The following is a 24,931-nucleotide window of genomic DNA, read 5'->3' on the forward strand; positions in this document are numbered from 1 at the left end:
TTAATTTTTTTGAGCTTGATCTAAAGCTATCTGAGCAACTTGTATTAATTCTTGAAAATAAGGTTGAGTTAGATCAACTTGTTTTGCATTAGCTCTATTTGTTCCCAGTAAACCCGTGTTTTTTCCTGGTTCAACCGCGAGGATTTTTCCTTGTTCATTTCTAATTCTTAATTCATTCAAAGACAACCACCAACTGCAAGCATAACTTCTACCTTGATAATTAAAAACTGCTTTTTTAATCTCAGAAAAAACTTGATGAATATTTGGTAATCTTACTCCCACTATTTCTAGCTCTACAGCAATGTTTCCTTGCCAATTGTTTTCTTTTAATTTATAAGCAAGATCGAGACGATTAGGTAAAGGAAAATAATCTTTCCAACGCCAGGCGATCGCTTTAAGTTCTTGGTCTGAATTTTCTTCTTGTAAAATTAATTTGAGATGATTACTGCCAACAATTTTTTGTTCTTTAAGTAAAACATTAGCTGTCCAAAATACAGGAACATCATTCCCAATTCCCCAAGGTTGTAAACTCTCAATCTGCTGATACAAAGGTAAACTTATTTGCTCAAATTTAACTTGCGCATCTATTTTAATTAAAGGTTTTAGATGTTCTATTTTTAAACATTGATGAGCAAATTCACTTAACCTGGCTTGAAAAGATTCTAAATTACTAGCAGCTAAACTAAATCCTCCCGCTGCTTTATGTCCCCCGTATTTACCTAATAAATCCTGACAATAATTTAAAGCTTCAAAGATATTAAATTCCTCAATCCCTCTTGCCGAACCCCGAATTTTAGAAGGATCTTCTTCTTCATAAGTGCCGATAAAAACGGGTACTCCATAACGTTCTACCAAACGAGAAGCAACAATACCAATCACACCATGATGCCAGTCTTCTTTGACAACTACTAATACCCTTGCCTCTTGCCAAAGTATCGGTGTCGATTCAACTAACCAAATCGCTTCTTGTTCAATTTGTTCGCATAATTCCTGACGTTTACGATTGATTTGTTCGCATTGCATTGCCCTCTCTAATGCAATTCCAGAATCATCAGTTGTTAATAATTCAATCACAATTTGTGGATCAGCAAGTCTACCCACTGCATTAATTCTTGGCCCTAATTTAAACCCAATATCATCTGGTTTTAATTGTTTTTGTTCCTCACTGATTCCTGCTACTTGCATTAAAGCTTGAATACCTTCTAATTGAGAATTAGGTAACTGTCGCAAACCTCTTTTCAACCAGCGACGATTCACCCCAATTAAAGGTGCTAAATCAGCAATTGTTCCTAACGTAAATAACTCTAAAATTTGATTAGTTAAACCTTTTAATTGCCCCAAACTTTGGGCAGTAGCTACGGCTAAAATATAGGCTACTCCTACTCCTGCTAATCCTCGATAAGGAGAAGTTTCTGACAATAATTTAGGATTTAAAATAGCATCGGCAGGAGGTAATTTTTCAGGCAAATCATGATGATCGGTAATAATAACTGTCAACCCTAACTCCACAGCGTGCAGAATTGGTTCATAAGCAGAAATACCATTATCAACTGTTAAGATCAAACCTACATCCGTAGCTGCAAACTCCTCAACAATTCGATTGTTAATTCCATAACCATCCTTCATCCGACTGGGAATCGCATAATCAACATCCGCTCCCAAATGCTTTAAGGCACGTAATAATAAAGCAGTGCTAGTCATCCCATCCGCATCATAATCACCACAAATCGCAATTTTTTCCCCTGATGCGATCGCTTGACACAGCAACTCTACACTGACGGCTAAATCAAGAAATTCCTCTAACGGAGAAGGTAAGTTTTGAGATTCTGGTTCAACATATAAGTGAGCTAATTGAGTAGTATCAATTCCGCGATTAACAACCACTTGACTAACAATTGGCAAAAGATTTGTTGATTGACTGATTTGCTGAACTAAATCTGATTGGGTTGGCGCAATCTGCCATCTTTGCTTAGGTATATTAGTCATCGATTGTTAATATTAGCTACTGTTAAATAATTATCATATTGACCAAGCAAGTAAGAATAATTGATGAATTGTTCCTAAAAGATAAAAAAATAATTAAGCCTAACAAGTTAGACTAAATCCGATGAATAAAGTACATTTATTGGTTAGCAGGATAAATTAGCCTAAAATCCTTTAAACTCTAAAGATGATTAACTACATCATCAGAATAAACTTTGTTTTCTAGATTATTTTGATAAGTCTGCCAATCCTGACCAATTTGAATGGTCACATCTGAATCTAAAACACCAGTACTCTCTATTAAAACCTCTCCTAAACCTAGACTACGACGAAGAGAGGTAGCAGCGCGATCGTTTCCCCCTTGAGCAATAATTTTTGTTTCTGCTAGTGGTTCATGCCAAGCTTCACTCACATAAACCCTAGTATAACCAGCTTGTCTTAAGCTATTTACCATTGCTTGTTCAGCTTCGGGATTATTAATACTATCTTGAATTGCTACTCTAGCATTACTATAGTCTTGATATCCTTCGGTTAACTGATAATCACTAGTAACCACATCAAAATGTTCAGTCACTAATTGTTGAATACGGTTTTCATTCGGTAACCAATAACTAACACCTGTTCTACCATCGCCACTAAAATCACCAGGCAACATCAGCATTTGCACGTCACTTCTTTTAGTGCCACTAGCAAAATCTCCTAAGGCCATCAATTCTTTGACCGTAAGATTTGTATCAATATGAGATTGAATTACGGAAAGTATTTCGGGAATTTTAAAAATAGTAGCAGGTTGTAATGTCTGTTCTACAACCGATCGCATTAACATTTGTTGTCGTTGTACTCTAGAAATATCCCCATAAGCATCATAGCGGAAACGTAAAAACTGTACGGCTTTATCTCCATCCAGATGCTGTCTACCTTTTTTGAGATCGATATAAAGATGCTGACTGAAATCGTTATATTTCATGTCTTTGGGTACATCAACTGTGACTCCTCCCAAAGCGTCAATCAACTTTTCTACTCCTTGGACATTAACTCGCACATAACGATCAATGTTTATACCCCCCAATAACTCGCTAACTGCTGCTGCGGTTAAAGCAGGTCCACCAAAATCATTAGCAATATTAATTTTTTGTTCCCCATGTCCTTCTAAATTAACTTTGGTATCGCGGGGAATAGATAGCACTGTTAATTTTTGTCTTTCTGGATCGAAGCGCAGCAATAACATCGTATCGCTCAAACCATCAAAAGAATTAACCAAAGCATGATATCCAGCTTCTTCTGATAAAGAATCGTCAATATCCGAAGTAAGAACTTTAATACCCAAAACCAGAATATTGACAGGACGGGACAATTCAGGTACTGTCAAATTTCTTTGAGCGACAGTTTCTTCTTGACTGAACACTGCTTTTTGTTGTGGTGTTAGTTCAGTTTGTTGTAGAGGCGAAGATACCGACCAACTAATTGCTAAAATAGCTCCAGCTACAGCAGAAACCACCGATAATCCTGTTAAACCTATGCCAATTAAAACAGCGCGTCCTCGTTTTAACTTTTGAGAACGAGGTTTAATTCTCGGTTTATATTGTCTTCCAGAAGGAGTAGATTGATAAGCTTTTCTTACTGACACTGGTTTCCTCACACTTGCAAAATAAATTAAAATTGATTTTCTCAAATAATGCTAAGTATTTATACACATAAATCCCAAGTTTAATCAAGACCAATAGGATAATTACTGCATCAACCTCATTAAATAGAGCTAATTGAACTTGCTTTGATAATGGCAAGAACTTCTAAATAAATAATTAAAAAAAATTAAATTAATTTCTTTTGATTTTAACTTGATAGTTCCAGAATGACAGCAGGTACTCCCTCAATTTAGGCTCATTATTTACGTCCAATTGAATTGAACAATTTACTAATTAAAGGCAAATCGATTGATTTTCCTTTAACTAAACGCAACATTAAAACTACAAAAGTTAGAAAATAACCAGTAGTAATTAAAGCATTTAAATAAAGCAGCCGAAAAGCTAATAATTCATTTGCTTGAATTGAACCTAAATTAAGTAATAAATATATTAATAACCAACTCAAAGTTAAAATAAGACATAATCGGCTAGCTTCTTGTTGTTCTCGGTGATAATTGGGGCGAGTAATTGTCCAAAGAGAAGGAATAATTCCTACCACAGGCAAAAGATATAGCCAAAGTTGTAATTGTCTTTCTGTGATTAATTCTGGTTTATTCATCTTGGTTGAGTTGCTAGCGAATTGGTATTTAAAAAATCACTATTCATGAAAAAAGATTTTAGGCAAATTACTACCGCTATTGTGTTGGCAGGTGGTCAAAGTTCGCGGATGGGAAAGGATAAAGCATTGCTAACCATTAGCAATAGTAGCTTACTAAATCAAATTTGTACTCTAGCTCAACAATGTGCCAGTCAAGTATATATTGTTACTCCTTGGAAAGAAAAATATGAACCTATTGTTCCCACTGGATGCACATTTATTCAAGAAACTTTGCTATCTCCAAATCATGATTCTAATAGTCCTTTAATTGGTTTTGTCCAAGGATTAGAACAGGTAAAACAAGAATGGGTATTATTGCTTGCTTGTGACCTACCTCGATTAACTTCTACTGAGGTCAAACAATGGTATAATTACTTACCAGAAATCCCTGAAAATGCGATCGCTCTTGTTCCTCGTCATCCCGCTGGTTGGTGGGAGCCTTTAGCAGGTTTTTATCGCCGTAGCTGTTTATCTTTATTGAAAGAGTATCTTGCTCAAGGTGGTAAATCTTTTCAAGGTTTTTTAAATCAACATTGTGTAGCTCAATTACCAATTAGCGACTGGCAAATATTGTTTAATTGTAACACTCCTGAAGAGCTAGAGATTATAAAATTAGAGCTACAATAAACAATAGCGGTTTTGGCTCAACTGAAGCATTATTTTGGATCGCTCGTACTGATGAACGACAATTCTTTAATTCCTCAAGAAACTGAAGATGGTTCTTATACTTTCTTTTCAGATGAATTTAATGAAGCTTTTCATTCTCACTACGGAGCTAAACTAGAAGCCGAAGTTAAATTTGTCGAACCAACTCAACTAAAAATCAAAGCCCAACAATTATCTACTATTCATCTACTCGATATTTGTTATGGTCTTGGCTATAATACTGCTGCTGCCTTAGACGCTATTTGGTCAATTAATCCTTATTGTCGAGTAGAATTAATTGGTTTAGAACTAAATCCTGTAGTTCCTCAAAATGCGATCGCATTTCAACTTCTATCTTCTTGGCACGAGCCTATTCCTCAACTACTAACAGAATTAGCAACAACTCAACAAGTTAATCATCAATTTTTCCAAGCCAAACTCTTACTAGGAGATGCCAGAACTACAATTAAGCAAATTCTGCAACAGCAATGGCAAGCTGACGCTATTTTTCTTGACCCTTTTTCACCGCCAAAATGTCCGCAATTATGGACAGTAGAATTTTTAAATTTAGTTGCTCATTGTTTAAAACCTACAGGTAGACTAGCTAGTTATTCTTGTGCAGCAGCCTTCCGTAATGCCTTATCTTTAGCTGGTTTAAAATTCGGCTCTACTACTAGTGTAGGCAGAAAAGCCCCTGGAACGGTAGCTAATTTTTCGGGAGAGGATTTACCTTTGATCTCGCTTTTTGAACAAGAACATCTCCAAACTCGCGCAGCTATTCCCTATCGCGATCCTACCCTTGCAGATGTTGCCTCACAAATTCGACAAAGAAGAAAACAAGAACAACAAAGCAGTACACTTGAATCAACAAGCCAATGGAAAAAACGTTGGTTGAAATCAATTAATTTTTCATGCCAGTCAGTAATTTTAACTAATTAATGGAGATTGATTAGTAATCAATGTCAAAAATATTAACCCAATGTCCGTAGAAAAGCCGATTTCAAATGAAGAGAAAATTACCATAATGATAAACACAAATATAAAAAAAACCGATATACAATCTTTTATTTCTTGCCTAGCTCGTCAGACTCAAGCCATGCTTGAAGCATTAATCTATCTAAATTATTACTTCACACTTGTTTTGGTACAGAGACTGAAGAACTGAAAAAATTTACTAATGGCGATCAAAATTCTTCAGTAAAAGAGATAATGATGAATCAAATATCTGGCTTACGGTCCACTAATATTAATTTTTCTGCGGTGAATCATTCTAATTATGCTTCGGCTAGGATATTAGTTATTGATGATCATCCTCTTAGTCGTATGACCGCAGTAGATCTGTTGTCATTGGATGGTTATGAAGTACTAGAAGCAGACGGAGAATCTCCAATTGTCGATTTTGTCATTGAACACAAACCAGACTTAGTTCTGCTTGATGTCATGATGTCTTATTTAGATGGCTTTGAGATTTGTCGGCAATTAAAACAAGACGAGCGAATTAACGGTATACCAATTATTTTGATGGCGGTAGCAGATAATCGAGAATATCGTCGCAAAGGAGTAGAAGTTGGTAGCGATGATTTTCTGATCAAACCTTTAGACCGTTTTGAACTCGCTACTAGAGTCAAATCCTTAATTCAGCAAAAACGCCTTAATGAAGGTTTGGATCAAACTGAACAAGTATTGTTTTCTATTGCTAAAGCGGTAGAAAGTCGTTCTTCGGATAGTGGTTCTTGTGCAAGAATTGCCTCATTAGCCCAAGCTTTCGGCGAATATTTACAACTTTCCGAAGCAGAAATCAATAATTTGGTTTTTGCTGCTCACCTTCACGATATTGGCACAATTGCTATTCCTGATGCAGTGATGCTTAAAAAAGGCGAATTAACAGCCAACGAAACGGATTTAATTCGTCAACACGTTTTGATTGGTGAAAAAATCTGTCAACCCCTCAGAAACCGTCGTGGAGTCTTACCCATTATTCGCAATCATCACGAACGCTGGGATGGTAGTGGTTATCCAGATGGTTTAGTAGGTAAAGAAATTCCTTATTTAGCACAAATATTTCAAATTTTAGATATTTATGACGCTTTAACCAGCGATCGCCCTCATAAACAAGCTTACACTCCTGCTCAAGCGATAGAAATTATTACAGAGGAAACTAGTAAAGGCTGGCGAAATCCCAAAATTGCTGAGGCATTTACCGCTTTTGTGCAAACTACAATGCAGCATCAAAACTAATAATTTTTAACGAGTTTTTGCGATCGGGTCTAACTACAAGCTATACTCCAATCGAATTAACTCAACTCGATCTCATAAGCATGGTAGCGGTAGCAATATTAGCAGCAGGGCGGGGAACCCGCATGAAATCTGATTTACCCAAAGTATTGCATTCTTTAGGAGGGCGATCGCTAGTTGAACGAGTACTAGATAGTTGTCGTTTACTCCAACCAGAAAGGCAAATTGTCATTATTGGTTATCAAGGAGAACAACTCAAACAAGCCTTAAGTTCTCGTCAAAACGTTGAATTTGTCGAACAAACAGAACAATTAGGTACAGGACACGCAATTCAACAACTATTACCTCATTTACACGGATTTGGGGGAGATTTATTAGTTCTTAATGGTGATGCTCCTTTGTTACGTCCAGAAACTTTACAACATTTAGTTGAAGTACATCAAGCTGGACAGCACGCAGCAACTCTTTTAACTGCTCATTTACCCAATCCTTCTGGTTATGGCAGAGTATTTTGTGACGGGAACAATTTAGTTAATCAGATCGTTGAAGACAGAGATTGTAGTACTGCTCAAAGGCAAAATCGTCGCGTTAATGCGGGAATATATTGTTTTAACTGGCAAAAACTAGCCGAAGCATTACCAAAACTTTCTACAGATAACGATCAACAAGAATATTATTTAACTGAAGTAGTTGATTATCTTGCTCCAGTTACAGCAGTAGATGTAGAAGATTATTTAGAAATTGTTGGTATTAATGACCGTAAGCAATTGGCTACTGCCTACGATATTCTTCAGGCTAGGATTAAAGACAATTGGATGAAAGCAGGGGTAACCATGATTAACCCCGATAGCATTACCATTGATGAAACTGTTCATTTAGAACCAGATGTCATTCTCGAACCTCAAACTCATTTACGGGGTAACACTAGCATTGCTACTGGTAGCCGAATTGGACCAGGTAGTATGATCGAAAATAGCCAAATTGGGGAAAATGTCACGGTTGTATATTCAGTAGTAAATAATGCTGAAGTTAGTGCTAATACTCAAATTGGTCCTTATGCTCACTTGCGTGGTGACGTTAAAGTAGGTGAAAGTTGTCGGATTGGAAATTTTGTTGAGTTGAAAAAAGCAACCCTAGGCAATAAAACCAACGTTGCTCATCTTGCCTATCTTGGTGATGCTACTTTAGGGGAAAAAGTCAATGTAGGCGCAGGTACGATTACTGCTAATTATGATGGTGTAAATAAACACCCTACCGTCATAGGCGATCGCACTAAAACTGGAGCTAATAGCGTTATGGTAGCTCCGATTACTTTGGGACAAAACGTTACAGTAGCTGCTGGTTCAGTAGTTACTAAAGATGTTCCTGATGATTATTTAGTAATTGCTCGCGCTCGTCAGAAGGAAATACCTGATTGGCAATTACCAACTAATAGTAATCCGCAAAAATAACTTATTTCTTGTTTTTAATCGAGAAAAAATCGGCATCTCTTTAACTCTGAGTATGCCGACTAAACCTCATGAAATCAAAAAACCATAACCCATCGATAACTCTATCCGTGTTCATCTGTGTTTATCTGTGTTTATCTGTGGACACATTTTTTACTTATTAAGAAAATATTAAAATAATTAGTAACTACGTGGTTTGAAATGGGAACTCTTTAAATAGACAATTATTTTCAAACTAGCGTATGAAACTGTTAAACCCATCAATAGAACAGTTAGTTCAAGAAATAGTAGCTGTAAATCACGCTTGGAAAGAAGCAAAAGAAATATTTAATGATTCTGCTTCGCCTTTGGTAACATCTTTAAGAGACTTAAAAACACGTTTGCAGATAAGATTATTGCGTACTTATGCACCAAAGCAAGTTTATTTAGCTGAAGATCGAGAAACCGAAAGTGAAGAACCACTATATGGTTTGCTTCTTGTTAATTCAATTGAAAACTGGAAAGACGCTGCACATATTCCAGTAAGAGTAGTAAAAGAACATCTTTTAACTGAAGAAATACAACGCTACATAAGATTTCATTAGTTAAATATATCAAAATTTTACAACAACAGAATTATTTAAAAACAGGAGTAAATAATGGTACTTTTGCTCAATAACTTACTACTCAACGTAGTTTTTGTTGCTTTTATTTTTGCCGTCGCAATTTGGGCTATATGGACAGAGATAAAATCTGTTAATGATTATAAAAAAGAGTTGAAATTAACTGAAGAAGCAACCGAATGTCTTAAAAAAAATCAATTAAAACAAGAAATACCACATCAAGAAGTAGGAGAAGAAATTAGAAAATGGTTATTTAATCATGTTGATGGTCAACTTGAAAGCTCAAAATTTATTCCAAGAAAAGAAGATAATCGTTTTGTCTTGTTATCTTATCCAACTATTTTAAGTAAACCAGTACCTCGTAGCACGGTTTATTTTGTACCTACATTACTGACAACTTTGGGTATTTTTGGAACTTTTTTTGGTATTTCTGTTGGTATTTCGGGAGTAAATCTTGGAGAGTTAAATGATGCTTCGTCACTATTAACTACAAGTACTCAATTGCTTTCGGGTATGAAAACTGCTTTCTTTACTTCTTTAGCAGGACTTTCTGGAGCAATACCCTTAATGTTTATTATTGCTCGTCAGACCAAACAAAAAGAAAGAAATCGTAATCAACTGCGAAAATATTTAAGCGAGGTTGCTTTCTTAGAAACTTCCGAACGTCTTCTTTCCCGTTTCGATCATACCTCTAGTCGGGATGCTGCTAAAACACTAGAAGAGGTTGCAAAAAATCTTAAAGGTTTAAGTCAATTTCATCCCGATGCGATTGGCAATGCTGTAAAACAGGCACTTGCTTCAGAAGACAGTCTTTTAGTTCAGCAGTTAAAAGAAATTCAGAAATTACAAAAAATACAGAACGAACAATTTAATCCAGACTCAATTGCTCAAGCAATTAATCAAGAGCTTAAGTTATTAATTAATCCTATTAGTCATAAATTAGAAAAAATCGATCATTTAGTAAAAAATACTACTAATTTACCTCAATTAACCCCAGAAGCGATCGCAATTAAAACAAAACAACAACTCGAACCTCATCTAACTAAGTTACTAGCGAATACTACTAATTTACCTCAATTAACCCCAGAAGCGATCGCAATTAAAACAGCAGAACAATTTCGGTTAATTATCACACCGATTTCTCAAGATTTAGGCAAAATTAGGGAAATACAAGAAACTCAAAAACAAACTGTTGAATTATTAGTTCAACAACTCCGCAATGAATTAATTGAACCAGTTGTTGAGCGGTTAGATCAAAGTGCTAACTTAACTCAAGAAGCTTCTGAAGCTGTTAGAGAACTGAAAAATGAATTAGGCGGTATTACTCAAAGTTTAGCAGGAGCAGTCGAAACGATTCAAATCTTCCAAAAAGACACTCTTACTGAACTTCAACAATTTGCTACTAGCTTACACATTATTCTCAAAGATTTTCGTGAAGAAACTAAAGGTGTTCTAGAGCAAGTGGGTTCAGAAATTAATCAAGCAGTTGCTCAAAGTGTAGCTGGTATGGAAGCACAGAGACAAGCTTTTGCTGAAAGTGCCAATAAAGCAGCTAAAACCTTCCGAGGCATCAGGGAAGACTTGGAATCAGCATTGTCTACTCAAGCGGAACAACAAAAAGCAATGCTAGAAGGAGTTGAGTCTCAGACTAGACAGATTTTATTGGAAACAACCGCAGCTTTCCAAGATCAATCAAATACTTTAAAAACAGTTGGACAAGAAGCTTCTAGTTTAATGAATCAAGCAAAAGATAATCTGCTTGGTACTTTAAGCAATATCGATCTAATGCTGCAAAATACTCGTCAAACTGTACAACAAGAGTTAGAAAGATTCCGCCTCGACTATCAAGCTGCACTGTCAGAATTTTTTACTCAACAAAATAACTTACTCAACGATACTCTAGGTCAACAGCGTGAAGGATTAGCTCAAGTAGTTGTCAATTTACAACATACTTTCGATGAAGAAATTCAGAAACGCCAAGAAATGAGCGAACAAGTCAATCAAAGTTTAGTAAAAATCAAACATACAGTAGAAACGGTTAGTAATCTTGCCAATACCTTTGGATTAACTTCTGGTGAACGTTTAGGTCAATTAACGGAATTGGCACGAACTATTGGAAATGAAGCACATCGGGTAGAAAGAGCTTATCAAAACATGACCAATCAATTCAACGAAGCTCTTACAAAAGGAAATAAAGAGCTATTTGAATATCTTCAGCAAGCTAAGGAATCTTATAGTAACAATCTTACAGAATTAGACCTAGCTGCTGCTCAAGTCTGTCAAAAACTTGACCAAAATTCTCACGGTTTGATGAGTGTAGCGCAATATTTAGTAGCTGCTGCTAATGAACTGAAAAACGGTCAAGGGAGCATTGAATCATGAATAATTTCCCTGACTATGAAATAGAAACGGAATCAGAAGAACAGGATTCTGGAGTCTATCTATCTATTAGCGATTTAATGTCCAGTGTATTGATGATTTTTGTTCTTTTATTTATTACTGTACAAATTCAACTTCAAGCAAAAGTTAATCAAGTAAAGCAACTAGAAATACAACTTCAGGCAGAAATTGACAAAACAAAAAAATTAGAAATACAACTCCAAGCAGAAATTGACAAGGCAAAACAGTTAGAAATACAACTAAAAAAATATAAAAAAGCAGTTGATGAACTACCAATTAGAATTCTTAACGCTTTAGAAGGAAAAATAGGAGGAAAAGGTTTATTTACAGTCGATCCAACCACAGGAGATGTTAGTATAGGCGATCGCATTTTGTTTGATGAGGGAAGTGCTGAACTTAAACCAGAAGGTAAAAAGTTTCTTCAGCAATTTATCCCGACTTACAGCAACATCATTTTTTCTGATAGTATGTTTGATCGTCAAATTACTCGTGTGGTAATTGAAGGACATACCAGTTCCAAAGGTTCTGATAAAGAGAATATGGAATTAAGCTTGCGTAGAGCTTTAGCTGTTTCTGATTATATTTTGTCTAATCAATTCAAGTTTTCTACTAAAGAACGTTTCAAAAAGAAAATATTAGCATCTGGTCGTGGTGAAATTGATGCTAACCAAAAAATCGATCACTCAAGCGATCGCAAAGTTGTTTTTCGTTTTCAATTTCGCAGAGAAAATTTTGAACAATTTCTTCAGTCAAACAATACTAACAAAAAATAATAATGAATTTTCATTTTTCTCAATTAAATTTACCTCCTCTAACTCAAGTTCGTTGCGAAGAATTAATTAAATTAGCAGGAAATAACATTAATAATAATTTTCCTCAACCACTACAAATTCCATCTTGTATTACTCAAAGTTTCATAACTCAACCTCGTAGCATAGACGAAATTATTTCGGACATTCAACATGGTCAAATTGACCAAATAACTTTACTGGAGTGGATTTATTGCCTTTATCTCAAACAGAAATGGGATCTACAAAATCCAGAACAAGCAGAAAACACTTCTGAAGCAATTTGGCAAGCAGCAAATGATAATGCTTGGTTAAAGCATCGTTTATTTTGGGATTTAATACTTAATTATAATGAAGAGAATCAAACGCTAGCTTCTTCTTTAATTAACAGCTTTAGTATTTTTATTCCTAAAACTAATTCAGAAAAAGTATCAGTACAAATTATTGATGTTTTATCTAAACCATTCCCTGCTCCCGAACTAGCTAAAATAAGCTGGCAAAATTTACTTACCCCACGACAACTTTTAAACAATTATCAACTTCCTGATAAAATTGATGCTGTCAAAGAGGCTTTCAACTATGTTGCTATCCAATTTACAAAAGCTAAAAATCCTAGCAAACAACAAATTGAATGGTTGTTGAATTGTTTAAAACAAATGTCTAGCGAACAAGAATTAAAAACAGTAGATTATTTACTTATTAATACTTCTCCAGAAATAACCCACTCTCACCCAGAATTAGCTACTTGGATATCTCAAAATTATGGTTCAGGTGTGATTAATTCCCGTTGGAATGAACTTTCTTCAACTGCCAAAAATGCTCTTAAAAAATGGATTGGTGCAGTTAATTATCGAGATTTTCAAAAATTAGTTGATGTTATCTTAAAAAAATTATATTTACAAGAATACGAAGCTAAGCGACTGAGAAATAGAAAAGAATTTTGGGCTAATTATAGCGATCGCTTTGAACGAATTCGGATTTTATTACCTCAATCTTCTGTTAAAGTTTTAGGAAATAATTTTGCCGATCAAGATATCAGTATTTTAGTTGAAGATGGTAGCAGTCCAACCGAAGTTTGTATTTTTGATTTTGGTGAATGGTTTATTGTAGAATTTTTTCGAGGTAATGGTAGCGAAACTCGTTTGTTTAAAAATGATTCTATTGTAGAAAAAAAACTTTTTCATTCTCATGAATTATCTGTCAAAAGATTGCGCTGCCTGGGTGGAGAAATTCACGATCACGAATTTATATGGCAATATTATTGTGAACAATGGTTAAGAAAAAATAATATTCGTCCAAATCAAGGTACACACTATTTTATTGGTTTACCTGATAGATATAGCAAGTATCATTCTCAAACAGGACTACCAGAACCTTCTTTTGAAAATAAGCAAAAACGAAGCTACAAATTAGAATATTGGCAAAGAGAAATTAATAGATTAGAACAAGAAGCTAAACGATTTTGCCAAGACAATCAAATTTTTCAATCAGTTTAAAAGACATTTGCGCTTGCTTAACTACAATAATTTTTTTAGATGTTTGTGTAGGAGTAATTCATGAATTACCCCTACTTAAAACCCAAAATATTTATTTAATCGCCCTAGATATTTTTACGATTCATTCAGCCAACGCACCGCATCTTTGGCATGATAAGTCAAAATCAAATCTGCCCCTGCACGTTTAAAACTTGTTAAAGTCTCTAAAGTTACTTTTTTCTCATCAATCCAACCATTGAGTGCAGCAGCTTTAACCATTGAATATTCACCAGAAACATTATAAGCAGCTACAGGTAAATTAGTGATTTCTTTGACTCGCCAAATAATATCCATGTAAGATAAGGCAGGTTTTACCATTAGCATATCCGCCCCTTCAGCAATATCTAATTGAACTTCTTTGAGAGCTTCTTTGCCATTGGCAGGATCCATCTGATAAGTTCTGCGATCGCCAAATTGAGGAGAAGATTCAGCAGCATCACGGAAAGGACCATAATAAGCAGAAGCATATTTAGCTGCATAGGAAAGAATGGGAGTGTCTTGAAAACCAGCTTCATCCAATCCTTCTCTAATCGCTTGAACAAATCCATCCATCATACCTGAAGGCGCAATGATATCTGCCCCTGCTTTAGCTTGAGAAACAGCCGTTTTTTTTAGTAAATCTAGGGTTGGATCGTTTAAAACTTTACCCGTTAAGTCTCCTACTTCTAAATAACCACAATGACCATGAGAAGTATATTCACACAAACAAGTATCAGCAATCACTACTAAATCTGGTACAGCTTCCTTAACAGCAGTTGCTGCTTTTTGAACAATTCCACAATCATGCCACGCACCAGTAGCATCGGCATCTTTATTTTCAGGAATGCCAAAGAGAATAATCGCGGGAATTCCCAAATCGTAAACTTCTTTAGCTTCTTCCACAATCTTATCTACCGACAGTTGATACACTCCTGGCATAGATTTGACTTCTACTGCCACTGCTTCCCCTGGTACGGCAAAGAGAGGATAAATTAAATCATTAGCAGTAAGCACTGTTTCTTGCACCATACGGCGCAATTGAGAATTTTGACGTAAACGGCGAGGGCGATTAATAGGAAACATGATCGTATCTGGATTTACTTATCGAGTGATTTTGCAACACAATTTAATTAATATAAAGTGATCTTCTCGCGGAAAGATACCAAGATTAGTACTACTCAATCTTTTGTAACGTTGTCAGTTTTGACTAAAATCGCTACAATGATTATTAGAAAATGCACAAGGGGCCGTAACGGTTTCGACAGGTTGGCGAAAGCTAACCCGTGATACAGGTCGAGAGGGAGTCAACTCTCGGAAATCCAGGCTCAAAACAAAAAAGTAACTGCGAATAACATCGTAAAATTTGAGCGCCAGGCGGTATTAGCCTAGGTCTAAACTAGACTTGCTCGCTTTTAGTTTGACTCCGTTAAGGACTAAAAGTTTAACCCCAACGGATGCATCTTTTATTTGCCTCTGGTCAATTAAAAGGTAAAGACTTTACTAGAGAATCCCGCCATCAGGGATAAGAGATGGTTCCCGCTCTGAGGATCAGAAGAGCTAAACCTGTGAATGAGCGGAAAGTCAATATCCAGTCTGGACAGCAGTTCGACTCTGCTCGGCTCCATAAAAATTAATATGGTAAATTGTCTAGCTCACTAGTCTATAGTTGGTGTGACAATAAATTAAGCCAAATATAATTGTTATTTTGCTTCAGAAAAATTATAAACGTCTACAAGTATAGAGTAAGTAGCATCTTTACCAGTATTGCGCCATTCTGGTTGATTTTGTTCAAGAATGCGGACATTTGGTTGAGAAAGACTTAGTTGATAACTATCATCAGTTAATTCCCCTCCTCCTATGGCAAAATTCCAATCTGAGGAATTTCTGTTTTCTAATCCTTTTAAGTAACGAGCTTGATCGTCTATTGGTATCTCATGACCCTGATGATCAACTACTGTATCAGTTTGTGCCTGAGTAGTTTTAGCTGATAAATTCAGTTCCAATAGGCTAGAGATAAGAAAAATAATAGCGATCGCGTTAATGATGTTACCCATTTGTCGATCTACTAATTAAAACTATACTCTTATGCTAATACAAGACACTTTTAATGGAATTAAATTTACAACAATGTCATGATTTATTGAAATAATTCTCATTACACCAAATAAAAATAATTTATTAAAACTAACTCTTGTGATAATTAAAATAATTTACCATCAAACATAAATAATACTTTTATTTTTAATATCTATTACTCTAAACCTGTGCTAGCGTGAAGGTATTAGCAAGAGAAATTACGTAAATGAAAGAAAAACTATTATTTTCTAGATATTACTAAATTTAAGAGCAACAAATGACCTAAAGTAATGCGTAATTTTTCAAGATTAACTAAGGAGGGCTTATGTTTTTAAAACATAAACAAAGTGGTGATTTAGTAGAAATTTTAGAGATGGAAGAGATTTATGATCCTTGTAAACAATCAATCACGGGTCGATTTCATGCCGGTGAAGAAATGCAAGATCCTGAAACTTTTGCCAAATCCAATTTAATTTTTCCTTCAGGTGAATCTTTACCTCTGTGCTGGTTAGATCCTAAATATCAAGAACATTTATCTTCTCAAAAAACTGCAAGCAATGTTTAATAAAAATTAAGAGCCAATGGTGTCTTACTAATTAAATACATTTGTCTTGTCAATCATCCTTGTCTATTCACTGTCCCGAGACAATCTCCAAACTTAGACGACCGCATTAGTTGACTTAATAAGTTTCATTGTTGTTTGGTTAAAAAATCGGTACATTATAATTTTCAGATGACTCTCGTTACATCGAAAAAACGAGAGTTTTTTTATTTAATATCAAATTGCTAAATTTTTGCTACAGATTGTTAAGCGATGTAAATTGGAAAAATAAGTATCTAGGCAAAATTAATTGTGTACTTTAGGAATCAAAAGCTTAAGGAGCAAAGGAGAAAAGAAAAATATACAAAATTTATTTAATCAGGAGTATTTTGAATCTGCTTATGGCGATCTCAATGTTTATTCAGGAGAGCCGTTTACGGTTCAAGGAACAGTTTCTTGGGAGTTTTAACACCTTTAAACGACCACAATCTTTCTTAATTTTATTTGGAACTCAATCCGCAGGGATGCAACGGCAAAAAATTTAACCCTAATGTGCCGAGACAAATTAGGGTCTAATTTAAAGCGTAATCTTCTTACAGTATGGAATTAAACATTAAGATGGACTATTACCGCTCCATTTTTTTAAGATGTTTTTAATCTCCCTTTTTCGGTCGGATGCCCATACTAACGGTGTACCAAATTTAGTAAATAAAGGCATAGGAACAGGAGTCCAATAGTAGATTGAAAGCAATTTACGACTACGATCTTTAGGACAAGATAGCTTATTAGGTGCGCCATGCATTGTTTCTATCGTTGTCGGAAAAATCACAGTGCGGTTAAAAAAGGGAGGATAACTAACTTTATTTTCTGGGTTTTTGTGGTCTCCAAGAACTAATTCACCTCCCCAATTAGGATCCCAATCTCGGTTCAAATAGATCAGCAGATTAATTCGACGAATTAATGGTAATGTAAAGTGTTTGGTATAGTCGGCGTGCATTCCTAACCAGCCACCTTGATACATTTCGTGTAAACCAGCACCATGAAATACGGGGTCGCCGACAAGGTTGTCAAAACCAACAATTTTTTGTAATTCATTAATAAATTCGCCTGAACTTAACCACAAACATAAGAGTTGGGTGAAGGTAGATAAACCATTAATACCCCGTGAAGTTGTCTTTAATTCATGTTCTGTATCCCAAATTAGCCAATCTAGTCTTTGTTCAGCTTGGGGAAATTCAGCGACGATTCGATCGAGTACTTCAGGATCAAAAAGATCATCAATCACTAAATGAGGATAAGGTTTTCCTTGAGAATACGCTTGTTTAAAAGACTCAGATTCATTTTTGAGACGATCGCTTACCTTATTAAATAAGTTTAGATTTATTGAATCTAAATTGGACAGATTGGTTTCTGTCTTCACTGCATCAATTTCAATGGTCATAGACTATAATTATTAGATTTAGGAAATTGACTTTTTATTATAATTCAGAAATAATCAGACGCGATCTCGCGAAGCGAGGCGCTGCGCGATCTCGATTCAATAAAAATATTTTTGTGTTATAATTAGGTCTTTTTTTTATTTAAAAAACTTTGTTTGCTTCAGCAGATTTAAAATTGCCGAAAATTAATTTTTATCTTTGTAAATTACGAGGATCGAGGGCATCCCTTAAACCATCTCCTAATAAATTAAATGCTAATACTGTCAAAATAATTAATAAAGCAGGAGTCCAAATTAACCAAGGTTGAAGAACTAAAATAGAAGCATTAGTAGCTAAAGAAAGTAAATTGCCCCAACTAGGATCTGGTTGTTGAATTCCTAGACCAATTAAACTCAGAACAGATTCGGCAACAATAAAGCCAGGTACAGCTAAGGTAGCAGAAATAATAATATAAGTAGCAGTTTGGGGAAGAACATGACGAACAATAATATAAAAAGGATTAGCACCCATTGCTTTAGCTGCTTGAACAAATTCCTGTTCTTTTAAAGATAATACTTGTCCTCGGATTACTCTAGCTAATCCTGACCAACTAATAAAAGAAGTTATTAAAACTATTAATAAAAAACGCTGTGCGCTACTCAATCCAGCAGGTAAAACTGCTGCTAAAGCTACTAATAAATATATGCCTGGTATAGTCATTAATACTTCTACCAAACGCATTAAAATAGCATCACTCCAACCCCCAAAATAACCAGAAATTCCGCCAATCAACATTCCTAAAGGAAAAGAAATAATAATTCCTACTAAACCAATAAATAAACTAATTCTGCCACCAAAAATAATGCGACTAAATTCATCTCTGCCTTGTTCATCTGTACCTAAAAGATTGATTTTTCCTGCTCCAATTGCACCAAATAAATGACGTTCAAGAGGAATACCTGGAAAGATAGTAACTTCTTCAAATTGAGGTGGTAACGGTAATCTAATTTGAAATAAGTTATAGGGTTTACCTTTGACAAATAAACGAAGTGGTGAAGGTTGTTGCCAATCTACTTTTAACTCGCGATCGCCTGTATCTAAATCTGTTGGCCCCAAGGTGGTAGGATAAACGTGAGGACCAAGAAATTTTCCTTCAGGAGTACGCCAGTAAATGGTTGTCGGTGGTAGTAAAGAACCATCAGTTTGGGAATCATAAGGATTATAAGGCGCAACAAAATCAGCAAAAATTACAACTAGATAAAAAACTATTAATAAAATTGCTCCAAAACGAGCAAGAGGATTGTGTTTGAGTTTCCGCCACCAGTCCATAAGTTAACCAAACTGAAAATATTTATCTTTTATTTTTACTGTAGTTTAAACTATGGGTTTGATTGAATGCGTAGAAGTTCATGAATAAAAATCTTTTAGCCCAAGAAGCTTTAGCCCAACTACCTAAAATCCTTACTCTTCTAGATCGTAATCCTCATAGTCCAACTTATGGCTGTTTTGATCGTAATTTTTGGCAGTATAAAATTATTGATTTTCCGAGCGGAATGTCTCAAGAGTTTGTCTATCCTCTAGCTTTGGCATATCATACCAAAATTGAGCATAATCCTTTTTACCAACAACCAAATCTTAAAAATTGGGTAGAAGCAGGAATTCTTTACGCAGCAAAAAGTTCTCATCCAAACGGCTCTTGTGACGACTATTTTCCCTACGAAAGAGCAGCAGGTGCAGCAGCTTTTTCTCTACTTGCTTTTATTGAAAGTTATACTTTAATGGAATTAGACAATCCCCAATTGTTAAGTTTCTTTGTCAAACGAGCAGATTGGTTAGCTCATCATCAAGAAAGCGGTAGGCTCACTAATCATCAAGCTTTAATCGTACTTTGTCTAGAATTACTGTCGAAACTTTTAAAAAGCAGTCGCTGGAATCAAAGCAAACAAGAACGTTTAGAACAAGTATTAGCTTGGCAAAATCCTGAAGGTTGGTTTCAAGAATATGAAGGTTGCGATCCAGGTTATCATACTCTCACAATTTCTTGTTTAGCTCGCATCTATGAATTAAATCCTTGCAACCGATTAAAAGATGCCTTAGCTAAAGCAGTTATTCTTGCTGCTCAATTTGTGCATCCTGATGGTTCTTATGGAGGAGAATATACCAGTCGCAATACTTACAATTTCTTTCCTCACGGTTTTGAATTGGTAGGCAAATGGCTACCAGAAGCGTTGAGTATTAACGATCAATTTTTACAAGGATTAGCTAATGGTTTAGCACCTTGTTATGCAGACGATCATATTATCGGTCATCATACCTGGAATTATTTACTAGCTTGGCGAGACTTTGTTGCTGATAGACGAATGATCGAACCTCGTCCTCAAGGACGTTTTTGGTTACAAGAAGGAGGAATTTTAATAGACCGACGTGAGGATACAGAATTATACTTAGCTTTAAATAAAGGAGGAGTATTTAAATTATTTCATCAAGGGAAATTAATTGCTTCAGATACTCAATTTTCCTTACAGGTGCAGGTTGGAAATAAAATTAAAAATGCAGTAGGTCATTTAGTTAGTAATTATCAAACAGTTGTAGAAGCAGACAAAATTGTGATTAAAGGTTCATTGGGTTGGGCAAAACAAAAACAAATGAATCCTCTAAATTTAATGGTCTTGAGAATAGTGATGTTATCTGTTGGACGCTTCTTTCCAAATTTAATCCGTCAAATTTTACAGAAAATTCTCATTACAGGTAAACAAAGCGCACCGTTTCGTTTTCAACGTCAATTGCAATGGCAAAATGGTTATTGGCAAGTAATAGATCAACTCTGGGCTGATACTTGGGATAATCTTATTTCAGTTGGAATTGGCTGCGATCAAACTTCTATTTATGTAGTGATGAGTCGTACTTTTCAACTAGGACAATTGCAACCTTGGCTAGATCTAACCGAACAAATCAAACAAATATCTCCTGGTGAAACTTTTTTGCTACAACGTGATTGGGGAAAAAAAGCTTAAAAATTCTTTAAATTACCAAAATTTTGAAGTAAGTATGATGGTAAGCTCTTTTTTTGCTTGGTTTACCCGCTTATAATTAGCTTTACTTAATTAATTGGCTAGTTGCGATCGCAATATTAGACTTTAAAGATTCTTTTTTTCTAATTTGAGCGAATTCGGCCGCGCATCCTACTCTTCTACCGCAGGTGAAGAGTTAGTTAGCGGTGGTCTGAGTCTAGCGGGTTCGTCCTGATTCTCTATATACTTTAACAACGTTTGTATGTTAGCCCTTCCACCAACAGAAATAATACAATAAGCCCGATTCCAGAAGTATGACTTCCAATAGTACTGGTTTAAATGCTCTGCATATTCGTTTCGCATTCTTCTAGAAGATACTGACTTTAAATTTTTAACTAGGTCAGCTAACTGTACAGTCGGCACCGCTTCAAACAAGACGTGGATGTGGTCGCCCTCCCCTCCGAATTCGATTAGTTCGCAGTGCCACTTCAAAAGTAAGTCTTTAAATATTTCTTCTAACCGTTCTAGCATCTCTCCTGTAATACATTTATGCCTATATTTCGTAGACAACACTAAATGGTAGAAAAGACGATAAGCACTATGATTATTAGTTTTTAGTCTTGCAAATTTAGATGACTTCATTTATGATTGCACCATGGATAATTTAATTATACGGTCAGATAACTGGGATTTAAATCCCAACAAAGAACAAATCCAGTATGCTCTTGATACCGAAAAAGTTTATCGTCAATTTGCCAGAGCATTAATCGGTGTCGTGTATACTCATTGGACTTTAATAGCTAACGCTTCTAGTCCTTGTGCTGCCGTAGAAAAGTTAATCCATAAGACGAACAAAAATCCTAATCCGCGCTATCAGTACTTTACCTGTAACTTCTACAAATTTCCTTCGTACCTTAGACGGGCAGTTATTCAAGCAGCTATTGGACAAGTATCCTCTTTTGTAATTAGATACCGACAATGGCTGTCTGGTGACAGGAAAAGGAGAGATGCTAATCCACCAAAACTAAATGCAGTAACCAATTTGCGTACAGTCTTGTACCAAGGACAATGCATTCTCTTCCTAAAAAACAGCGTAAAAATTAAGTTGTACAAAGGAAAAGATTGGAGTTGGGAGACTATACCTGTTAAAAACACAGGTCAGCGACATTTGCTACCTGAGTCTAAAACAATGTCCCCCAGTATGATGGTTACAAATACTGGTATCTCGCTCTCAGTACCGTTCAAAATTAAACCACCGCAAACACCAAAAGTCAAAAAGGTTTGCTCGGTAGACCTGGGAATTAATACAATAGCAGTGGCTTCAGTCGTAAATCCCAATGGCACTGTGACGGCACGTAAATTCTTTAACTCTTGTGCCGCCGACATAGACCGAAGAGATAAGCGATTGCAAGCCATCCGCAAGAAAGCTCGTTTAACGATGGGTAAAACAGGCAAGTTAACTAAAGGCTTTTGTCGAGACATCTACCGCAAAGCTCATAACATTAACAAGCAAATAGCCCACAAAGTTTCTAGAGAACTAATTAACTTTGCTACTACCAATGGTGCTGCAGTAATCGTCTTCGAGTATATGACAGGATGGAAACCACGAGGAGGTAGACGAGGTTCGACCTTAAGACAGAGATTTCATGGGTGGTTAAAGAGCAGTATCGTTTCTTTAACGACTGAAAAATACGTAGAGCTAGGCGGAAAAACTAGCCAAGTCAATCCTCGTGGTACATCTAGCTGGGCATATGATGGCTCTGGAAAAGTTAGAAGAAACAAAAAGAACTATGCTCTAGCTACATTTGCAAGCGGTAAAAAATATAATGCCGACCTTAGCGCATCGTACAATATCGGTGCTAGGTATTGGCTAAAACTCGTTCGGAGAAATCGCAACGAGTCTGGTATGGGCCAAAGTACCCAGCCAGAACAGAGAATGCCTGGTCTACTCTGCCAATTATGGTCGGAGATAGAAGCCGCTTATGTACCCGAAGGGTCATGAGCAGAGCATTCACAGTCAATAAGCTATCATAAGCTGAAATAAAAACTAGATCAATTTCAATAGTACATAAATTTTAAAGTTGAATCATATAACACTTTTTAAGTATTTATTTTGAAGGAACACTAAATTCTCTTCAACAGTCTAATTATTAGTTTGACCAAGGAAGGAAACAAACACCCTTCACCAAGCTAAAAATGCAGTCTGATTGAAGTCAAGAAATTGTTCTATCTTAAAGGTAAATAATATTCTCTAGAAAATTACCATTTTACATACACAATAAAAAAACAAAATTGAACAAAGACAAAATCATGATTAACTCTTTATTTCTGCGCAGTGTCACTTTAGGCTTAATCGGAACAAGTTTAATTGGTTTAGGTTTAGGTCAAAATTTGAAAGCTTGGGCTTTACCTACTGAGCAAATCGTTGAAAAACTTAACCCAGTTCCAGTTTTTACCGTGGCTGATGAACAAGGAGCTCCTTTAGTTGCTTCTGGAGAAGATAACGCTAAAGTAGCAGGCGTATTTATTAGCCAAGCAGATGCTAATAATTTTATTAGTCGTTTACAAACACAAAATCCCGATCTTGCTAGTAAAGTTAAGGTAGTACCTGTCTCTTTAGGAGAAGTATATAAGTTAGACCAGGCAAATCAAGCCCAAACTAACAGTCTGAATTTTACTTATGTTCCTACTCAAACAGAAGTAGAGTCAGCTAAAACTATTTTGAGCCAAGATGGCAAACAATATCAAGGTGGAGTACCTTTGTTTGTTGCTAAAGGTGGACAAGATGATGGTTATTTAACGATTGAAAGAGACTCTGAGCAAGTAATTCCTTTCTTTTTTGAGAAACAACAGCTAGAAAGTGTTATTGAAAAATTTAAACAACAAAAACCAGAATTAGCAGATACTGTCGATATCGAAGTTGTTTTATTAGAAGGGGTAATTGATACTCTACAAAACAGTAATGATGCCATGTTGAGCAAAATTGTGCTAGTGCCTACTGCTGAATCGATCAAATTTATTCAAGAAAATGTACCTGCTCAAGAGGGACAAACCGAAACTCAGCCAGCACAGTAAACTAAACTTTTATTTAATTCTATGCTCTCTGGGCAAGAACTTTATCTTTGGCGTAAGCAAGCTCAACAAGAAGCATTAGCTGCCAAGGTATCTCCACAGGAAGTAGACTGGTTGTTACAAGAATTATTAGGGTTGAGTAATTTAACTCTTCGTTTAGAGTTGTTTTGTCAACAAACAGAAGTTTCTTCAACTCAGTCTCTTCAACAACTAACTGATTTGTGGCAAAAACGTCTTCAAGATCGTTTACCAATTCAGTATTTAGTTGGAAGAGTACCTTGGCGGTATTTTCATCTCAAAGTATCTGCTGCTGTCTTGATTCCTCGTCCCGAAACTGAGTTAATGATTGATTTTGCTCAACAAGCTATTGAGAATAGTAATTGTTCTAATCTTAGTTTGGGTAATTGGGTTGATTTAGGAACTGGTAGTGGTGCGATCGCTTTAGGTTTGGCTAGTATCTTACCTCAAGCAAAAATTCATGCGGTAGATGTTAGTGAAGCTGCATTGGCAATAGCTAAGGAAAATGCTGAAAATTTAGGATTTTCTGAGCAAATTAGTTTTTATCAAGGCAATTGGTGGTATCCTTTACCACATCTTCGAGGTAAAGTTAGTGGGATGGTTTCTAATCCTCCTTATATTCCCACTGATGAACTTGAACATTTACAGCCAGAAGTATTTAAACACGAACCTCTGCTAGCTTTAGATGGAGGTGCAGATGGCTTGGATCATATTCGTTATTTAGTCCAAGAATCGGCTGATTATCTCCATTCAGGTGGGATTTGGTTAATTGAAATGATGATTGGACAAGCACCAATTGTCGCTAAAATGCTATCTGAGACAGGAAATTATCACAATATTCAAATTTTTTCCGATCTAGCAGGAATTGAACGTTTTGTTTTAGCTTATCGTTGTTAA

General features: G+C 35.7%; 22 protein-coding genes and 1 other RNA gene. 15 read left to right on the forward strand and 8 right to left on the reverse strand.

Features of this window, described 5'->3' with window-relative positions:
- From recJ to STA7437_RS18775, 3 genes are all read right to left on the reverse strand, one after another.
- Positions 1–1,986: a single-stranded-DNA-specific exonuclease RecJ gene (gene recJ, locus STA7437_RS18765; RefSeq protein WP_015194962.1), complete on the reverse strand. Its 1,986-nt coding sequence runs from the start codon at positions 1,984–1,986 to the stop codon at positions 1–3.
- 178 nt (positions 1,987–2,164) lie between these two features.
- Positions 2,165–3,610, reverse strand: coding sequence for an LCP family protein (locus STA7437_RS18770; RefSeq protein WP_015194963.1), 1,446 nt, complete (start codon positions 3,608–3,610; stop codon positions 2,165–2,167).
- A gap of 257 nt (positions 3,611–3,867) precedes the next feature.
- Positions 3,868–4,227 (reverse strand): hypothetical protein, encoded by a 360-nt coding sequence (locus STA7437_RS18775; protein ID WP_015194964.1) that lies wholly within the window; start codon positions 4,225–4,227, stop codon positions 3,868–3,870.
- Positions 4,228–4,272: 45 nt separating this feature from the next.
- Here STA7437_RS18775 and STA7437_RS18780 point away from each other — a divergent pair, with 45 nt between their 5' ends.
- The 8 genes from STA7437_RS18780 to STA7437_RS18815 all read left to right on the forward strand — a co-directional run bounded on the left by STA7437_RS18780 (position 4,273) and on the right by STA7437_RS18815 (position 13,880).
- Complete coding sequence (locus STA7437_RS18780) at positions 4,273–4,893, forward strand: molybdenum cofactor guanylyltransferase (protein WP_015194965.1); 621 nt, start codon at positions 4,273–4,275, stop codon at positions 4,891–4,893.
- Between the two features lie 51 nt (positions 4,894–4,944).
- Complete coding sequence (locus STA7437_RS18785; RefSeq protein WP_015194966.1) at positions 4,945–5,850, forward strand: tRNA (5-methylaminomethyl-2-thiouridine)(34)-methyltransferase MnmD; 906 nt, start codon at positions 4,945–4,947, stop codon at positions 5,848–5,850.
- A 273-nt stretch (positions 5,851–6,123) separates the two neighbouring features.
- Entirely contained in the window at positions 6,124–7,149 is a 1,026-nt protein-coding gene (locus STA7437_RS18790) for an HD-GYP domain-containing protein (protein ID WP_015194967.1), read from the forward strand.
- 80 nt (positions 7,150–7,229) lie between these two features.
- On the forward strand, positions 7,230–8,597 hold the full coding sequence (glmU, locus tag STA7437_RS18795; RefSeq protein ID WP_015194968.1) for a bifunctional UDP-N-acetylglucosamine diphosphorylase/glucosamine-1-phosphate N-acetyltransferase GlmU: 1,368 nt from the start codon (positions 7,230–7,232) through the stop codon (positions 8,595–8,597).
- A 239-nt stretch (positions 8,598–8,836) separates the two neighbouring features.
- Complete coding sequence (locus STA7437_RS18800; RefSeq protein ID WP_015194969.1) at positions 8,837–9,178, forward strand: hypothetical protein; 342 nt, start codon at positions 8,837–8,839, stop codon at positions 9,176–9,178.
- Between the two features lie 54 nt (positions 9,179–9,232).
- Positions 9,233–11,578 (forward strand): MotA/TolQ/ExbB proton channel family protein, encoded by a 2,346-nt coding sequence (locus STA7437_RS25055; protein WP_015194970.1) that lies wholly within the window; start codon positions 9,233–9,235, stop codon positions 11,576–11,578.
- Complete coding sequence (locus STA7437_RS18810; protein ID WP_015194971.1) at positions 11,575–12,369, forward strand: OmpA family protein; 795 nt, start codon at positions 11,575–11,577, stop codon at positions 12,367–12,369. The genes STA7437_RS25055 and STA7437_RS18810 overlap by 4 nt, the downstream gene beginning before the upstream one ends.
- 2 nt (positions 12,370–12,371) lie before the next feature.
- A complete protein-coding gene (locus tag STA7437_RS18815) occupies positions 12,372–13,880 on the forward strand; it encodes an EH signature domain-containing protein (protein ID WP_015194972.1) in 1,509 nt (502 codons plus the stop codon).
- 114 nt (positions 13,881–13,994) lie between these two features.
- Here the strand turns inward: STA7437_RS18815 and hemB are convergent, their stop codons facing one another.
- Complete coding sequence (gene hemB / locus STA7437_RS18820; RefSeq protein ID WP_015194973.1) at positions 13,995–14,981, reverse strand: porphobilinogen synthase; 987 nt, start codon at positions 14,979–14,981, stop codon at positions 13,995–13,997.
- A 160-nt stretch (positions 14,982–15,141) separates the two neighbouring features.
- Here hemB and ssrA point away from each other — a divergent pair.
- Positions 15,142–15,525: a transfer-messenger RNA gene (gene ssrA / locus STA7437_RS25570) on the forward strand.
- 73 nt (positions 15,526–15,598) lie between these two features.
- On the opposite strand, the gene STA7437_RS18825 is transcribed toward ssrA, so the two are convergent.
- Entirely contained in the window at positions 15,599–15,952 is a 354-nt protein-coding gene (locus STA7437_RS18825) for a hypothetical protein (protein WP_015194974.1), read from the reverse strand.
- Between the two features lie 347 nt (positions 15,953–16,299).
- Between STA7437_RS18825 and STA7437_RS18830 the strand changes: the two genes are divergently transcribed.
- Together STA7437_RS18830 and STA7437_RS26655 are read left to right on the forward strand one after the other, a co-directional pair.
- Complete coding sequence (locus STA7437_RS18830; protein WP_015194975.1) at positions 16,300–16,539, forward strand: hypothetical protein; 240 nt, start codon at positions 16,300–16,302, stop codon at positions 16,537–16,539.
- Positions 16,540–16,825: 286 nt separating this feature from the next.
- A complete protein-coding gene (locus STA7437_RS26655; protein WP_171815462.1) occupies positions 16,826–16,984 on the forward strand; it encodes a hypothetical protein in 159 nt (52 codons plus the stop codon).
- 144 nt (positions 16,985–17,128) lie between these two features.
- Here STA7437_RS26655 and STA7437_RS18835 read toward each other — a convergent pair whose 3' ends face one another.
- Together STA7437_RS18835 and STA7437_RS18840 are read right to left on the reverse strand one after the other, a co-directional pair.
- Entirely contained in the window at positions 17,129–17,956 is an 828-nt protein-coding gene (locus STA7437_RS18835) for a 2OG-Fe(II) oxygenase (protein WP_015194976.1), read from the reverse strand.
- A gap of 190 nt (positions 17,957–18,146) precedes the next feature.
- Positions 18,147–19,262 (reverse strand): ABC transporter permease, encoded by a 1,116-nt coding sequence (locus tag STA7437_RS18840; RefSeq protein ID WP_015194977.1) that lies wholly within the window; start codon positions 19,260–19,262, stop codon positions 18,147–18,149.
- 80 nt (positions 19,263–19,342) lie between these two features.
- On the opposite strand from STA7437_RS18840, the gene STA7437_RS18845 reads away from it, so the two are divergent.
- A complete protein-coding gene (locus STA7437_RS18845; protein ID WP_015194978.1) occupies positions 19,343–20,947 on the forward strand; it encodes a hypothetical protein in 1,605 nt (534 codons plus the stop codon).
- 168 nt (positions 20,948–21,115) lie between these two features.
- Here STA7437_RS18845 and tnpA read toward each other — a convergent pair whose 3' ends face one another.
- Positions 21,116–21,586: an IS200/IS605 family transposase gene (gene tnpA / locus STA7437_RS18850; RefSeq protein ID WP_015194979.1), complete on the reverse strand. Its 471-nt coding sequence runs from the start codon at positions 21,584–21,586 to the stop codon at positions 21,116–21,118.
- 13 nt (positions 21,587–21,599) lie between these two features.
- On the opposite strand from tnpA, the gene STA7437_RS18855 reads away from it, so the two are divergent.
- The 3 genes from STA7437_RS18855 (at position 21,600) to prmC (ending at position 24,931) form a co-directional block, all read left to right on the forward strand.
- Entirely contained in the window at positions 21,600–22,946 is a 1,347-nt protein-coding gene (locus tag STA7437_RS18855) for an IS200/IS605 family element transposase accessory protein TnpB (protein WP_015194980.1), read from the forward strand.
- A 308-nt stretch (positions 22,947–23,254) separates the two neighbouring features.
- Complete coding sequence (locus STA7437_RS18860) at positions 23,255–24,019, forward strand: Tic22 family protein (RefSeq protein ID WP_015194981.1); 765 nt, start codon at positions 23,255–23,257, stop codon at positions 24,017–24,019.
- Between the two features lie 21 nt (positions 24,020–24,040).
- Positions 24,041–24,931: a peptide chain release factor N(5)-glutamine methyltransferase gene (prmC, locus tag STA7437_RS18865; RefSeq protein ID WP_015194982.1), complete on the forward strand. Its 891-nt coding sequence runs from the start codon at positions 24,041–24,043 to the stop codon at positions 24,929–24,931.

It is taken from the genome of Stanieria cyanosphaera PCC 7437, assembly GCF_000317575.1.
Classification (GTDB): domain Bacteria; phylum Cyanobacteriota; class Cyanobacteriia; order Cyanobacteriales; family Xenococcaceae; genus Stanieria; species Stanieria cyanosphaera.

Excerpts from the sequence above, each read along its gene's own strand:
- STA7437_RS18830 (WP_015194975.1), top strand. The coding sequence starts at position 16,300 with ATGTTTTTAAAACATAAACAAAGTGGTGATTTAGTAGAAATTTTAGAG.
- STA7437_RS18775 (WP_015194964.1), bottom strand. The coding sequence starts at position 4,227 with ATGAATAAACCAGAATTAATCACAGAAAGACAATTACAACTTTGGCTA.
- prmC (WP_015194982.1), top strand. The coding sequence starts at position 24,041 with ATGCTCTCTGGGCAAGAACTTTATCTTTGGCGTAAGCAAGCTCAACAA.
- STA7437_RS18825 (WP_015194974.1), bottom strand. The coding sequence starts at position 15,952 with ATGGGTAACATCATTAACGCGATCGCTATTATTTTTCTTATCTCTAGC.
- STA7437_RS18810 (WP_015194971.1), top strand. The coding sequence starts at position 11,575 with ATGAATAATTTCCCTGACTATGAAATAGAAACGGAATCAGAAGAACAG.
- STA7437_RS18855 (WP_015194980.1), top strand. The coding sequence starts at position 21,600 with ATGGATAATTTAATTATACGGTCAGATAACTGGGATTTAAATCCCAAC.
- STA7437_RS18840 (WP_015194977.1), bottom strand. The coding sequence starts at position 19,262 with ATGGACTGGTGGCGGAAACTCAAACACAATCCTCTTGCTCGTTTTGGA.
- tnpA (WP_015194979.1), bottom strand. The coding sequence starts at position 21,586 with ATGAAGTCATCTAAATTTGCAAGACTAAAAACTAATAATCATAGTGCT.
- STA7437_RS18835 (WP_015194976.1), bottom strand. The coding sequence starts at position 17,956 with ATGACCATTGAAATTGATGCAGTGAAGACAGAAACCAATCTGTCCAAT.
- STA7437_RS18860 (WP_015194981.1), top strand. The coding sequence starts at position 23,255 with ATGATTAACTCTTTATTTCTGCGCAGTGTCACTTTAGGCTTAATCGGA.
- STA7437_RS18800 (WP_015194969.1), top strand. The coding sequence starts at position 8,837 with ATGAAACTGTTAAACCCATCAATAGAACAGTTAGTTCAAGAAATAGTA.
- STA7437_RS18780 (WP_015194965.1), top strand. The coding sequence starts at position 4,273 with ATGAAAAAAGATTTTAGGCAAATTACTACCGCTATTGTGTTGGCAGGT.
- STA7437_RS18785 (WP_015194966.1), top strand. The coding sequence starts at position 4,945 with ATGAACGACAATTCTTTAATTCCTCAAGAAACTGAAGATGGTTCTTAT.
- STA7437_RS18845 (WP_015194978.1), top strand. The coding sequence starts at position 19,343 with ATGAATAAAAATCTTTTAGCCCAAGAAGCTTTAGCCCAACTACCTAAA.
- STA7437_RS18790 (WP_015194967.1), top strand. The coding sequence starts at position 6,124 with ATGAATCAAATATCTGGCTTACGGTCCACTAATATTAATTTTTCTGCG.
- recJ (WP_015194962.1), bottom strand. The coding sequence starts at position 1,986 with ATGACTAATATACCTAAGCAAAGATGGCAGATTGCGCCAACCCAATCA.
- glmU (WP_015194968.1), top strand. The coding sequence starts at position 7,230 with ATGGTAGCGGTAGCAATATTAGCAGCAGGGCGGGGAACCCGCATGAAA.
- STA7437_RS25055 (WP_015194970.1), top strand. The coding sequence starts at position 9,233 with ATGGTACTTTTGCTCAATAACTTACTACTCAACGTAGTTTTTGTTGCT.
- hemB (WP_015194973.1), bottom strand. The coding sequence starts at position 14,981 with ATGTTTCCTATTAATCGCCCTCGCCGTTTACGTCAAAATTCTCAATTG.
- STA7437_RS18815 (WP_015194972.1), top strand. The coding sequence starts at position 12,372 with ATGAATTTTCATTTTTCTCAATTAAATTTACCTCCTCTAACTCAAGTT.